The organism is Nitrincola tapanii (genome assembly GCF_008368715.1).
GTDB classification, from domain to species: Bacteria; Pseudomonadota; Gammaproteobacteria; order Pseudomonadales; family Balneatricaceae; genus Nitrincola; species Nitrincola tapanii.
This window is the reverse complement of the sequence record NZ_SMRS01000006.1, coordinates 197,891-211,917: the sequence shown is the minus strand read 5'-3', so window position 1 is coordinate 211,917 and position 14,027 is coordinate 197,891. Positions and strand designations below refer to the sequence as shown.

Sequence of the window (14,027 nt, the reverse complement as noted above, 5' to 3'; positions counted from 1 at the left end):
TGCAGTACCAGGATACGAATTAATCGTTATCCAGCATGTACTGAACCGTATCTTTGATTTCGTCGTCTGAACAGTCTGCACAGGTTCCGCGTGGTGGCATAGCGTTAAAACCTTCAATCGCATGCGCCAACAGTGTATCCATGCCTTTTTCGTTCAAGCGGGTGGTCATTTCACCGTCACCAAACTTAGGGGATCCGAGAATGCCGGATGCATGGCACGCCGCACAGGAGCGGTTGTAGATATCGGCAGCAGAACGACCGGCCGCCGCAGCAGGTGCCGCAGCAGAGGCTGTACCACAGGTGTCATCACCCTGAACACAGACCTGCCCGTGAGGTTTGATGCGCTCAATCATGGCATCACGGTCAACGGCCGCATATACAGAGGTGGCCAGAACCACGCTCAATCCCAGAGTGCATAGCGCAGAAGCAGCTTTAGCAGCGAAAGTGTTCACGTTTTAGACCTCATCACTCGTAATAAATGGGGTTGCAGCGGTGTCTGTCAGAGTCCCCTGAGCTGAATGCCGTGTAAGGGTGAGACAGGACTGCTTAAAAAATCAACTGCGGATTATACCGACAAAATGCCCTTACGGAAATGCGTAGTAAATAGTTCTTAGGGCGTAGGTCTTGGCAAGATCGGGGTGAATGCGTAAACTGTGCGCCCAGTGTCACCCACCTTATGCGCCCGTAGCTCAGCTGGATAGAGTAGCAGGTTCCGATCCTGTTGGTCGGGGGTTCGAATCCCTCCGGGCGCGCCATAAATTATTGTTTTCAAAGGTGTATTTTTTTTGGGGAATTTCCCTCCCCAGAATTTAGTCCCCTCATGAGTCCCCTTTGAGGAAAACTACTCCTATCCTTTATCAAACGCGTCATCACGCAAACCGAAAGACATTGGCTGTCCATTCTTAACAGGTTCGGGTAGCTTGGTCGATGGCTCGACAACATTTTTGATAAGCCAGTCTTCCCAAATTGCAGAGGCCTCTTTCTTCTGTTTCCAATAATGGAAGAGATCATAACGTACAGAGGCTACATCAGTTAACGCATGGTTCTGAAGGCGATTCCTAATTTCAATACCAAGCCCAGCTTTACCCATAAGAGTCTTGACCGTTCTTCGAATATCTCTTGGTACAAATTCTTTGAGCGCAAAATCGGGGTGATCTCTTTTAAGTTGTTTTAAAAATTTAGATGTTTTAATCGCTGGTCCCTTAGCATTTGATCAATAATTGATCTATTGGCATTGCTACCCTTCATATTGACCCTAGGATCTTACAATGGATTTTTACTAAGTAAATTGCGAATAAATCCCTAGACCTGAGACAATCGAAAAAAGCGGGAAGAAGCCGACTTGATCGTACTTTCCTTACCATGTTGATAAACTCATCAGGTTGATGATGAAGACGGTGATGAAGAATATGGCAGCACAACATCGCGTCGCTCGGCGATCCCTCCCGACAGGCCCCGTGACAGCGGCGTATGAACGCAAGGTGGATGCGGGGGAGGTGCGACGAGATGACGCGCAAGTCGCTCTGGCGGCAAAACTCGATGCCCTGCACGAGTCTCTTACCTCGCTCCCACCAGTACCCGTGCGCACCGACAGACCGACAGAGAGCAGCTCTACAAGCAGCAGTCCGCTGTTACTGACGCGATCCTTGGCATCCGTTCAGTCCTTTCTTCGAAAGAAATTCCATTTGTGGTCTTTTGCTCCACCACCGCGAGGCATGTACATTCATGGACCGGTCGGGGCCGGCAAGAGCTTTCTAATGGATCTCTTTTACGCGTCGGTTAATGTTCCTGATGATTCTTGCTGTAATAATGACAGCCACAGCTTCAAACACGTAAAAATTACCAAACGCCGCGTCCACTTTCATGAATTCATGCTAGACGTCCATCATCGAATCTTTGTCTACAAACAGAAGCACCCACGAGATGATGCGATACCCATCATTGCGCAGCAATTGGCACAGGAAGCCCAACTCCTTTGTTTCGATGAATTTCAAGTAACAGACGTTGCCGATGCCATGATTTTGAAACGACTTTTTTTATTATTATTGGATTGGAATGTCGTGGTGGTGGCCACCTCGAATCGCTCCCCCGATGCCTTGTATGAGGGAGGCATTAACCGATCCCTCTTTTTGCCATTCATAGACATGTTAAAACACACGTTCGACATTATCTCCATGGAGGATTCCGCCAAGGATTATCGACTCGAAACTCGAGCTGATGGTCAATCCTATTTTTGGTCAAACAAGGATGTTCACGGCGATAATAATAGTGATAACAACATGCAGGCGCAGTTGAAAGAAATATTTGGTGGCACTGCATCCGGAACTGAGGCCGAGGCCATTCACGTACCCTTCGGTCGCACCGTCCAGGTCGCCCGATTGAATGACCGATGCGCCTGGTTTGACTTTTCCGAGTTATGCTACCAACCACTCGGCGCGGCCGATTATATTTCCCTCTGCGACCGATTTCAGGTCCTCATCATGGACCGGGTGCCGCAATTAGACGCCAATCACCTCGACGAAGCGCGACGATTCGTGACCCTCATTGACGTGTGTTATGAATCTCGCACCCGCTTGGTGCTAGCGGCAAAAGTCCCGCTCGATGAATTATTTGTCGAGTTTGAAGCGCAAGTTGAAAGCAGTGATGGAAATGAAGAGTTGTTTGTCAGTGAGAAGGGGGGAAACTCGAGTTCCTTTGCGACGACCATGATTCGCACCAAAGAGGGTGAAGAATTTGAGTGGTCTGCGACGGGTCGAAGTGGCGTGTCACTGGCACAATTATCGGCCGCCAATGATCTCGCCTTTTCCTTTCGACGAGCCGCGTCTCGGTTGGTAGAAATGGGTGGAAAGGAATGGGGACGGCAATGACGAAAGCTCTTTACCTTGCAATCCATTGAACCTATGGCAGATTTTTACCTAGGGAATTTATGCTTTTTAGAGCGTTTTCAGAGTGTGATTCTTCATACAACAAAAGTACAACCTTTTTACAACATGGATAGGTCGTAAATCATTTAATATCAATTGGTTATGATTTATTGAATTTTAAGCTGTTGTGACAACATAGTTGTATTATTCTTCTCCGGTTCAGGGTAGAAAAGTGGCACAATCTGGTCACAGTGGAGGGTGGAAAGGGACCGGAGGAGAGTTTTTGGTTCAGGTTGCTTAAGAGCTCTAGACATTCCTTGAGCAAACTGCATAATCACGCGACGGTTTAATTCTAAATCCCCTACAGGCAGTAAAAAAGAATTCTATAGGGAAATCAACGAGGTGGTGTATGAAAAATACATGGAGCAAGTCCTTAGCACTCTCCTTGCTGTTTAGTTCGTTTGTTGTGCTTTCTGGTTGCCAAACTGCAGCGCAGCATAGAGCTAACGTCCAAGATGATAGTTCTGACCGTGTAACAGTCGGAACTGTTCAAAAAGAAATTAAAATTGGTATGAGTGGAGCTGATGTGGCGCAAGCATTAGGCTCGCCAAATATTGTCTCAACAGACGAGTTGCGTCGAGAGGTTTGGATTTACGACAAGATTGCAACAGATAAAGCTTACTCTACAAGCAGTGGTGGTGTTGATGCTTTGATACTTGGTTTTGGTTCTGGTGCTGTTGGAGGATCGGGTTTCGGAACGCGTTCATCAGCTGGCGCATCATCAACTAGTCAGAGGACTCTTACGGTTATTATTCGTTTTGACGAGAATAAGCTTGTCCGTGATTTTGCATATCATACATCAAGGTTTTAATAATGCGTAAATTAATAGCACTTGTTTTTGTATTGGCATTATCTGGTTGTGTAACGGTTCCAGAAAATACATTTTCTGTAACATCTGCTCAGTTAGAGCAACGACAGTTGTCGACAAGACGATTTGAAGGTATTTCAGAAACAGATATATTGATTGCAAGTTCTAATGTTCTACAAGATCTTGGTTTCAATCTTGAGAATTCTGAATCTAAGGTTGGGTTGTTAACAGCAAGAAAAGATCGTGATGCAACTAATGCTGGAGAAATTGCGGTTGCAATTCTTGTGGCTGCATTAGGTGGCGGTAATATGGCCATTAGTAAAGATCAAACAATACGAGTGTCTCTTGTTGTCCGTCCAGAGTTATATGAGGGAGGTGTTCTTGCTGAAGATAGGCATCTAGTTCGAGTTACTTTTCAGCGAGTAATTAGAAGGTCTGATGGTTCAGCGATTGCGCAAACCTTAGATGATCCCGAGCTATATACAGAGTTCTTTGAACAGCTGTCTAAATCAGTATTTCTTGAGGCACAAAAAGTATGAAATATATTTCTATATTGTTATTGATGTTTTTTCTTACTGGGTGTGTTGCTGGTAATCAGAGGGTTCTTGATAGTAGTGCTTCCCAACTGGAAACAAGAAGCTATCAGTCACGTGTCTTTGATACGAATAGTCAAGAAATGGTGATGAGGGCAACTTTATCTACCCTGCAGGATTTGGGTTTTGTTATTGAAAGAGCTGATGCTGTTCTAGGCACAGTAACGGCGTTAAAATTGGATGGTTATCAAATCAGAATTACAGTATCTCTTCGCCCTCGAGGCGAGACACAGACCCTTGTTAGGGCAAATGCGCAATTCAACGTTACGCCAATTGAAGATCCAAAGCATTATCAGGATTTTTTTACATCATTGGAGAAATCTTTATTCTTAACAGCTAATGCTGTTGATTGATAAATTTTTATCTGATACTAAAGGGCTTTTTATCATATTGATATAGCCCTACCTTTGATCATATCATTTAGCTTGATATGCTTTACCTGAGCAACAGCGTCGAACACTGTTGTTCATCCAGCATCAAACCTTGAAGGGAATCCAGTTACCATGCTGGTTTCCCTTTGTTAAATCAGCACCCGCAATCCATTAAAATCCAGTCTGGTCACAATCTGATCACACAGGCTTTGGAATATTGAGTCTCGTCTATTCAAAATTTGGCTGATGTGCTTCTTTTGATGGGTGTGAGAATCCGGCGATAGGTGTCGCTGGTGCAATCCCTTCCAGCTCAAAGCAGCTTCTCAGTACCTCTTCAGCAATCATAACCTTGCCAGTATCAGGATTGACTGTGATCATGCCAAGGTTCCATAAGGCATGAATATCAGCACGTAGCAACAAGCCATTAATCCATCGAAATACCCATACACACGACAAAACCTGTCGTATTAGCCCACTACGCTGATACCCATCTAATACCTCCCTCATCCATCCAATTTGGTATGATGCGTGGCATTGTTTTCAACCGTTAACCGAGCGGGCCGCCCCGGCCTGTTGCAAGGATCGCCGCATGTTGCCCAAAGACCCTGCTTCCATGAACACCTCCACCGCCTCGCTGGCAAGCCTGATCTGGTCGGTAGCCGATCTGCTGCGTGGTGACTTCAAGCAGTCGCAGTATGGCCGCATCATCCTGCCGTTTACTGTACTGCGCCGCCTGGAGTGCGTGCTGGCGCCGACCAAGGACAAAGTGCTGGCGCTGGCCGAAAGCAGCAAAGCGATGCCGGATGAAGCTCGCCATAAAGTGCTGCTCCATGCCGCCGACAAGGCGTTTTACAACACCTCCAAACTGGATCTGGCGCATCTGGGCGAAACCCATGTTTTCGACAATCTGGACAGCTACGTGCGCGCCTTCTCCAAGGATGCGCGGGAGATCTTCGAGCACTTCAGTTTCGAAAGCAGCCTCGACAAGCTGGATGAAGCCGACCTGCTGTACCGCGTGGTGCAGGAGTTCGCCCACTTCGACCTGTCGCCGGAGGCGGTGAGCAACTACCAGATGGGTCTGGTGTTTGAAGACCTGATCCGCCGATTTGCAGAAAGCGCCAACGACACCGCCGGTGAGCACTTTACCCCGCGTGATATCGTACGCCTGACCACCTCGCTGGTATTCAGCGGTGACGATGAGGCGCTGACAAAGCCGGGCATCATCAAAACGATCTACGACCCGACAGCAGGAACGGGCGGCTTCCTCTCCAGCGGCATGGAGTATCTGTTGGAGCTGAACGAACGCGCCAGCCTCAAAACCTTCGGTCAGGAGCTGAACCCCGAGTCTTACGCCATCTGCAAGGCGGACATGCTGATCAAGGGTCAGGAGATCGACAACATCAAGCTCGGCAACACCCTCTCCAACGATCAGTTGCGCGGCCATACCTTCGATTACTGCCTTTCCAACCCGCCGTTCGGCGTGGACTGGAAGAAGGTGGAGAAGGCGATCAAGGACGAGAACAAACTGCAGGGCTTCAACGGCCGCTTTGGTCCGGGTCTGCCCCGTGTGTCCGATGGCTCGCTGTTGTTCCTGCTGCACCTGATCAGCAAGATGGCACCCAAGACTGAGACCAACCCCGGTGGCCGTATCGGCATTATCCTCAACGGCTCGCCGCTGTTTACCGGCGGTGCGGGCAGTGGTGAAAGCGAGATCCGCCGCTACGTGCTGGAGCATGACCTGCTCGATGCCATCGTCGCCCTGCCCACGGATATGTTCTACAACACCGGTATTGCCACCTATATCTGGGTCCTGTCCAATCACAAACCGGTGGAGCGCAAGGGCAAGGTGCTGCTGATCAATGCCACCGACCTGCACAGCCCCATGCGCAAGTCGCTGGGCTCCAAACGCAAACAGCTCAACGACGAAGCACTGGAAAAGATCGTCGGCCTCTACAGCCGTTACGACAGCGCCGAGCTGGAAGCCTCCGGCATTGCCAAGGTGTTCAACACCACCGACTTCGGCTACCGCCGTATCACCGTCGAGCGCCCGCTGAAACTGGCCTTCTACCCGAAAGATGCCGAGCGCATCGCCGCCCTGCAGGCCGACAAAGCCTGGGAGAAGCTGGACGCCAGCCTGCAGAGTGCGATTCTGGACGCCCTGAGCCGATTCGATCAGGACCGGTTGCTGTCACGCACCCAGTTCAAAAAGCAGCTCACCGCGCTGCTGGGTGAAATCAAACTGCCCGCACCCGCGTTTAAGCTGCTGTGCAAGCAGATCGGCGAGCAGGACGACGAAGCGGAAGTCTGCAAAACAAAAGGTGAACCCGAACCCAACCCGAACCTGCGCGACAACGAAAACGTACCGCTGGGCGAAGACATTCACGACTACTTTGCCCGCGAAGTGCTGCCCCACGTGCCGGATGCCTGGATCGACGAGAGCAAATGCGACGAGAAGGATGGCCAGGTGGGTATTGTCGGCTATGAGATCCCGTTCAACCGCCACTTCTACCAGTACCAGCCACCGCGCTCACTGGAAGAGATCGACGCCGATCTGGACAAGGTGAGCCGCGAGATCATGGAACTACTGGCGGAGGTGCATTCGTGATGGTCACTCAAGCTTTTTTTGATACGGTGAAGACAAGTGTGAGCTTGACAGGGGCAGGATCTCTGCCTAGCATTGCCCGTAACACACCCGCCATGCCTCTCATTGAAGCACACTTTGGCGGGTTTTTTGTTTTTGGTGGTCAGTAATGACAACCTATGACAAAGCGGCCCTGACCCAAGATCAGCATCTTCACTTGCTGAGTGAGCGGGGTTTGCATATTCCTGATGAATCCCTCGCTCGTCATTACCTCTCCAATATCAGTTATTTCAGGCTATCGGCCTATACCCGTGCATATTACCGGTCGGGTGGTAGCCATCAATTTCGTCCCGGTACCTGCTTTGACGACATTCTGGATCTCTACATCTTCGACCGAGAACTTAGACTGTTACTGCTGGACGCGATAGAACGCATAGAAGTTGCTCTGCGGAGTCAGTTGGCAAACACTCTGGCAGAACATCATGGCGCCCATGGCTATCTGCAGGAAGGCGTATTCAATGATCGTTACAACTACACCTGGCTGTATCAAAAGCTGGCCCAGCCTGCTGACGGACCCTTGGCTGAAACCTTCCTTACCCATTACAGAACCCGCTACAAAGCGGCGCCGGCTCAACCACCGATTTGGATGGCAGTCGAGATATTGTCATTCAAGGAAGTATCAATTCTGTTTGCGAACCTGCGCAAACCGGATGACAGGCAACGAATAGAAGCACATTTCGGTTGGAAGCATCCAGTGCTCAAGTCCTGGTTTCGCAGCCTGTCAGACTTGAGGAACTCATGTGCCCACCATGCCCGCGTGTGGAATCGTGAATTTGGCAGCCGCCCAGAAATTCCGCGCAAGGTAAATCGGCCATGGCCGGGGATACCCAGCTCGATCCCTGTGCACTCCAGCTATCATCCTGAACAGCAGATTGACCCACGGCGGCGTTTATATGCGCAGGTTGTGGTGATCGAAGCTCTGTTGCAGGTGGTAAGCCCGCAGAGCCTCTGGGCGGTGAAGCTGCAGCAGTTGATGGAGCGTTTTCCCAATGTATCCCGCACGCATATGGGCTTCCCTGATGAATGGCAGAAGTTGAGCTTTTGGCAGCAGGCGTTTGGCTCCATGGAGGGCATCGAATGATACTTATACAGGCAAATTCGGATAGGCTGGGCGGGAATGCGGACAGGCTGGTGCCGGATACGGATAAGTTGGAGCAGGATAGAGAACAGCCAACTGCTCTGCTACCGAAAAGCCTGATTGCGGCGCTGTCCAGTCCCGTAAGGTTTCACAAACATCAGGCTTACCGTATTAGCGAAAAGGGACTGGACCTATTGAATGAGGTGCGCCCGTGATGACTACTCGACCGTTTACTTTCCGCGCCTTGCAGGCCAAAATGCTCTACAACAACACCCGCCAAGGCTATGCTGCCCGCAGCATCCTCAAACCGGCGGGTTACTCTTTCCCGGTTAATACACCCGCCAAGCCTATGCCCTCCCCGGTTGGTATGCTCAAATCGTGCGGGTTTTTCATTTCTACAGTGCTGCTGTCACATCTGCCCAAAGCACATCAGGTAATTTCCATCCGAAGCAAACGCCCATCAGGTCAGGATTTTTATACCCTGAACGCACTGAAAGGAGGTTGGGCATGAGCGGCAAATATCAGGCGTATCCGGACTATAAGGACTCGGGAGACAGTAGCTTCGGCGCAATTCCGAGCCACTGGTCAACTAAGAAAGTTAACTATCTTTTTTCTTTTGGGCGTGGCCTCAACATCACAAAAGCAGATCTTGAAGATACTGGCGTCGGGTGTTTGAGTTACGGGGAGGTTCACTCTAAGTTTGGGTTTGAGGCTAATCCAAGCCAGCATGCGCTGAAATGTGTCAGCAGTGATTATCTCCGTACTTCTCAACGTTCTTTATTGACCACAGGTGACTTTGTATTCGCTGATACTTCAGAAGACATTGATGGTGCAGGAAATTTCACTCAGTTTATTGGCGAAGGACAGCTTTTTGCTGGCTACCATACTGTCATCCTGAGGCCCAAAGTGCAGCATGACCCTCGATTTCTAGCGTATGCTTTCGATGCTCCTGAAAGCAGAAACCAGATTAGGCTCGCAGTTAAAGGGGTAAAGGTTTTTAGTATTACGCAAGAAATTTTAAAAAATGTCACGCTCTTGCTGCCAAGTGGTATAGAACAACGCACCATCGCCGCCTTCCTGGACCACGAAACCGCCCGTATCAACCGGCTGATCGAAAAGCAGCAGCGGCTGATCGAGTTGCTGAAGGAGAAGCGGCAGGCGGTGATCTCTCATGCCGTCACAAAGGGCCTTGATCCCAATGTGCCGATGAAAGATTCCGGCGTAGAGTGGCTGGGGCAGGTGCCGGAGCATTGGGTAGTTGCAGGCTTTAAAAAGTATCTGGCATCAATCGTGGATTACCGTGGTAAAACTCCTAACAAAACAGAGTCTGGCGTTTTCTTGGTAACTGCGCGCAATATCAAAAATGGCATTGTGAATTATAGCTTATCGCAGGAATTCATATCTGAAGATGAGTATGAAGAAGTGATGAGAAGAGGAAAGCCAGAGGTTGGTGATGTGCTCTTCACAACAGAAGCCCCACTGGGTGAGGTTGCTCAAGTAGATGATGTTTCAGTTGCACTTGCACAGCGTATCATCAAGTTCCGGGGCCAGACTGAAGTACTCAGCAACGCTTTCTTGAAATACTTCATCCAATCTGAGGCGTTTCAGCAAGGGCTCAAGACATATGCTACAGGATCAACAGCGCTTGGCATCAAAGCTGAACGATTGGTGTACCTAAAACAGCTTGTTCCACCTTGGAAAGAGCAGCTTCGAATAGTCGAAATGATCGAAGCTCAAATGTTGCGTATTGGTCAGGTAGAAAAGTCTGCCCAGCAAGCAATAGCCTTGATGAAAGAACGCCGCACCGCCCTAATCTCCGCCGCAGTCACCGGCAAGATCGATGTACGCAACTGGCAGCCAAACACCAGCACCCAATCCGATGAACCCGATCTACCTATGGCCGCCGAGCAAGCCGGGCGCTACCATGTTTAACCAAGGCATTCAGTCGATGCATCCAAAGGGCGGCACCCAAACATCAGCGCCTGCACGGTGTTCCGGGGGCCGACCCTCGGCGCCATGGATGGCGCCGTGGAGCCTCCAGGGACGGATTTACGGCGTGTCGGCACACGGAATCCGGGCCGGAATCCGGGCAGACGCGCCATCGCAAAGCTGGCTGAAGCCATTGTGATGATCAGTACAGAGTAATAAAAAACAATCAAAAAACGATACATGGAAGAGGAACCGTCATGGCTGACAGCCGCGAACTGGCATTTCAGAACGATATCATCGCCGCGCTGCAGGCGCAGGGCTGGCAGGTGGGGCAGTCGAGCCATTACGACCGCGAGCGTGCTCTCTATCCCGAAGATCTGATCGCCTATGTGCAGGAAACTCAGCCCGATGCCTGGGCCAAGTTCTGCAAGATCTATGGCCGCGAGCCGGAGCATCACCTGCTCAACGCTGCCGAGCGCAGTCTGAGCCGCAAGGGCACCCTCTGGCTGCTGCGTAATCAGATTGAAGATCGCGGTGTGCGCCTCAAGGTCGCCACTTTCAAGCCCGACAACAGCCTCAACCCCGAGCTGGAACAGCGCTATGCCGCCAACCGTCTGCGCGTGGTGCCGGAGCTGATCTACAGCCACCACGGCTACGATGGCCGCATCGATCTCACGCTGTTCGTCAACGGCCTGCCGGTAGCCACGCTGGAGCTGAAATCCTGCTTCAAGCAAAGCCTGGAGAACGCCAAGAAGCAGTACCGCTACGACCGCAAGCCGAAAACCAACGGCAAGGACGAGCCGCTGCTGAAGTTCAAGCGCGGCGCCCTGGTTCACTTTGCCGTGAACCAGTTTGAAGTGGCGATGACTACTAAACTGGCGGGCAAGGATACCTTCTTCCTGCCCTTCAACCGGGGCACGGCGGCGGGGGGTGCCGGTAACGATCAGCCTGACTGTGTTAATGGCAAACAGGGCTACGCCACCGAGTATCTGTGGAACGAGGTGTTCCAGCCCGACAACTGGCTCAAGTTGCTGCATCGCTTTGTGCACCTGGAGTCGAAAGAGGTGTTCGACGAGCTGGGCCATCTCCATACCAAAGAGACCATGATCTTCCCGCGTTACCACCAGTGGGCGGTGGTGCAGGAACTGCTCAATACCGTGCGCGTGGAAGGCACCGGCCACAAGTACCTGATTCAGCACTCGGCAGGCTCCGGCAAGTCCAACTCCATCGCCTGGCTGGCGCATCAGGCCTCCAGCCTGTGCAATGCCGAGGGCAACAAGGTGTTCAACTCGGTGATCGTGATTACCGACCGCACCGTGCTGGACAGCCAGTTGCAGGAAACCATCTCCCAGTTCGAGCATAAATCCGGCGTGGTCAGCCGCATCAACCGCGAGGAAGGCGACGGCAGCAAGTCGGCCCAGCTGGCCGATGCCCTGAGCCGGGGCACGCCGATTATCATCGTCACCATCCAGACCTTCCCCCATGTGCTCAAGGCGATACAAGAAAGCACCGGCCTGCAGGATCGCACCTTCGCCGTCATCGCCGACGAAGCCCACTCCAGCCAGACCGGCAGCACCGCGCGCCAGCTGCGTGAGGTGTTGATGGCCGAGCAGCTGAAGGACGAGGAGGAACTGTCTGCCGAAGACGTGATGAATGCCACGCTGGCGGCCCGTGGCGGTTCCGACAAGATCAGCTATTTCGCCTTTACCGCCACGCCCAAGGCCAAAACGCTGGAGCTGTTTGGTCGCCCCGAAGACCCAAGCATGCCGATCAGCGACGACAACCCGCCCCATCCCTTCCATGTGTACTCCATGCGTCAGGCGATTGAAGAGGGCTTTATCCTCGATGTGCTGCGCAACTACACCAGTTACGCGCTGGCCTACAAGCTGGCGATGCAGCAGGAAGCCGATCAGGAGGTGGACAGCAAGAAAGCCAAAACCCGTCTGTCACGCTGGGTGCGCCTGCATCCGCACAACATCGGTCAGAAGGTACAGGTGATCATCGAGCACTTCCGCGAGAATGTGATGCACCTGTTGGCGGGTGAAGCCAAGGCGATGGTGGTCACCGGCAGCCGCATGGAAGCGGTGCGCTACAAGCTGGCGTTCGATAAATACGTTCGGGATCAGGGCTATGAACGGATACAGGCGATGGTGGCCTTCTCCGGTGAGGTCAACGATCTGGAAAGCGGCCCCGAGCCCTTCACCGAGCGCAATATGAACCCCGACCTCAAGGGGCGTGATATGCGCAAGGCGTTCGATACCGACGACTATCAGGTGATGCTGGTGGCGAACAAGTTCCAGACCGGTTTCGACCAGCCCAAACTCTGCGCCATGTACGTGGACAAGAAACTGACCGGCGTAGACTGCATCCAGACCCTGTCAAGGCTCAACCGCACCTATCCGGGTAAGGACACCACCTATGTGCTGGACTTCACCAACGACCCGCAGGAGGTGCTGGCCGAATTCCAGAAATACTTTGAAACCGCTCAGCTCGATCAGACCTCGGACCCGAATCTGGTCTACGACCTGCAGCACAAGCTGCTGGAGAACAGCATCCTGCAGTGGCATGAAGTGGAAGCCTTTGCCGATGCCTACTTCGACCCCAAGCGCGGCGCCGAGGCGCTGACCGGCTACATCAAACCTGCCGTGGATCGCATTATCCAGCGCTACCGCCACGCCAACGAAGTGCTGCGCGATGCCCGCATACAGCTCAAGCGCTTGATCGAATCCGGCAGCGACAGCGAGCGGGCGAACGCCGAACGCTCGGTAAAAGCCGCAGAGGAAACCCGCGACAGTCTGGACCTGTTCAAGAAAGACGTGAACAGCTATATCCGCTTTTACGAGTTCATCAGCCAGATCACCCCGTTTGAAGACCCGGCTCTGGAACAGCTCAACGTTTACAGCCGCCACCTGCTGCCGCTGCTGCGTCAGGAAGTGATCGAAGAGGACGAAATCGATCTCACCGCCGTGGCATTGAGTCATTACAACCTGAAGCAGAAACGCACTCAGGACCTCAAGCTAAAGGACGGTGAAGGCCAATACATCACCGGCACCACCGCCGTGGGCACCGGCAAGCCAAAGGAAGGCGAATACGACCTGCTGTCACACATCGTCGAGAAGATGAACGAACTGTTCGGCACCGAAACCACCGATGGCGACAAACTCGACTTTGTACAGGGCCTAGCCAGCAAGCTGAGCGAAAATGAAAGTGTTATGGACCAGATCCGATATAACCCCGACGATACTTATGTGATGAACGGCGACTTCCCCAGGGCCATGGACGCTGCCGTAATCGCGCGTATGGATACACAGCAGGGCATGGCAATGGATTATCTGTCCAAGCCCGAGATCGCCAATGAACTGCAGGGACTGATGCTGGCGTGGTTAAGGCAACAGATGTTGATGAGCGCTAGCAATTAATACTTGCGTGATCGAGCTGATCCTTAAACAGGCTGAAGTACTTTCCAGCGCTTGGACGGGGTGAGGGCACAAGTAGCGGTTTCGTGTACCCTCATCAGTACGCCATTTCCTTCCCTGCAAGTGCCTCCTCTATGTTCGTAAGGTGTTTACCCGATTGCGGCATGGTTTGAGGGTTCGGTTACCTGTTTATGTTGCTGTCGGGATAAAAATCTTATTTAGAATAAAAGGCTGTGGGCGGAAGAGTGGGGTTAAAAGGTATACCCGC

At 51.9% G+C, this 14,027-nt stretch carries 12 protein-coding genes and 1 tRNA gene; 10 read left to right on the top strand and 3 right to left on the bottom strand.

What is annotated here, in order from left to right:
* Nucleotides 1-19: 19 nt before the first annotated feature.
* Nucleotides 20-451: a c-type cytochrome gene (locus E1H14_RS09340; RefSeq protein WP_149391194.1), complete on the bottom strand. Its 432-nt coding sequence runs from the start codon at nucleotides 449-451 to the stop codon at nucleotides 20-22.
* Between the two features lie 226 nt (nucleotides 452-677).
* Between E1H14_RS09340 and E1H14_RS09335 the strand changes: the two genes are divergently transcribed.
* Nucleotides 678-754: transfer RNA gene (locus E1H14_RS09335), tRNA-Arg, on the top strand.
* A gap of 92 nt (nucleotides 755-846) precedes the next feature.
* Here E1H14_RS09335 and E1H14_RS09330 read toward each other — a convergent pair.
* A complete protein-coding gene (locus E1H14_RS09330; RefSeq protein WP_149391193.1) occupies nucleotides 847-1,089 on the bottom strand; it encodes a site-specific integrase in 243 nt (80 codons plus the stop codon).
* 298 nt (nucleotides 1,090-1,387) lie between these two features.
* Between E1H14_RS09330 and zapE the strand changes: the two genes are divergently transcribed.
* From zapE to E1H14_RS09310, 4 genes are all read left to right on the top strand, one after another.
* Nucleotides 1,388-2,866 (top strand): cell division protein ZapE, encoded by a 1,479-nt coding sequence (zapE, locus tag E1H14_RS09325; protein WP_149391192.1) that lies wholly within the window; start codon nucleotides 1,388-1,390, stop codon nucleotides 2,864-2,866.
* Between the two features lie 406 nt (nucleotides 2,867-3,272).
* Nucleotides 3,273-3,734: a hypothetical protein gene (locus tag E1H14_RS09320; RefSeq protein WP_149391191.1), complete on the top strand. Its 462-nt coding sequence runs from the start codon at nucleotides 3,273-3,275 to the stop codon at nucleotides 3,732-3,734.
* Between the two features lie 2 nt (nucleotides 3,735-3,736).
* Nucleotides 3,737-4,270, top strand: a complete 534-nt coding sequence (locus tag E1H14_RS09315; protein ID WP_149391190.1) for a hypothetical protein — start codon at nucleotides 3,737-3,739, stop codon at nucleotides 4,268-4,270.
* A complete protein-coding gene (locus E1H14_RS09310; protein ID WP_149391189.1) occupies nucleotides 4,267-4,677 on the top strand; it encodes a hypothetical protein in 411 nt (136 codons plus the stop codon). The genes E1H14_RS09315 and E1H14_RS09310 overlap by 4 nt, the downstream gene beginning before the upstream one ends.
* A gap of 246 nt (nucleotides 4,678-4,923) precedes the next feature.
* Here the strand turns inward: E1H14_RS09310 and E1H14_RS09305 are convergent, their stop codons facing one another.
* Nucleotides 4,924-5,202 carry an HNH endonuclease gene (locus E1H14_RS09305; RefSeq protein WP_327436780.1) on the bottom strand — a complete coding sequence of 93 codons (279 nt, stop codon included), beginning with the start codon at nucleotides 5,200-5,202 and terminating at the stop codon, nucleotides 4,924-4,926.
* An 82-nt stretch (nucleotides 5,203-5,284) separates the two neighbouring features.
* Between E1H14_RS09305 and E1H14_RS09300 the strand changes: the two genes are divergently transcribed.
* The 5 genes from E1H14_RS09300 (at nucleotide 5,285) to E1H14_RS09280 (ending at nucleotide 13,762) form a co-directional block, all read left to right on the top strand.
* Nucleotides 5,285-7,300 (top strand): type I restriction-modification system subunit M, encoded by a 2,016-nt coding sequence (locus E1H14_RS09300; RefSeq protein WP_235017431.1) that lies wholly within the window; start codon nucleotides 5,285-5,287, stop codon nucleotides 7,298-7,300.
* Between the two features lie 145 nt (nucleotides 7,301-7,445).
* Entirely contained in the window at nucleotides 7,446-8,417 is a 972-nt protein-coding gene (locus tag E1H14_RS09295) for an Abi family protein (protein ID WP_200834079.1), read from the top strand.
* A 211-nt stretch (nucleotides 8,418-8,628) separates the two neighbouring features.
* Nucleotides 8,629-8,925: a hypothetical protein gene (locus tag E1H14_RS09290; protein ID WP_149391187.1), complete on the top strand. Its 297-nt coding sequence runs from the start codon at nucleotides 8,629-8,631 to the stop codon at nucleotides 8,923-8,925.
* Complete coding sequence (locus tag E1H14_RS09285; protein ID WP_149391186.1) at nucleotides 8,922-10,346, top strand: restriction endonuclease subunit S; 1,425 nt, start codon at nucleotides 8,922-8,924, stop codon at nucleotides 10,344-10,346. The genes E1H14_RS09290 and E1H14_RS09285 overlap by 4 nt, the downstream gene beginning before the upstream one ends.
* A 254-nt stretch (nucleotides 10,347-10,600) precedes the next feature.
* Nucleotides 10,601-13,762, top strand: a complete 3,162-nt coding sequence (locus E1H14_RS09280) for a type I restriction endonuclease subunit R (RefSeq protein WP_149391185.1) — start codon at nucleotides 10,601-10,603, stop codon at nucleotides 13,760-13,762.
* Nucleotides 13,763-14,027: the final 265 nt, after the last annotated feature.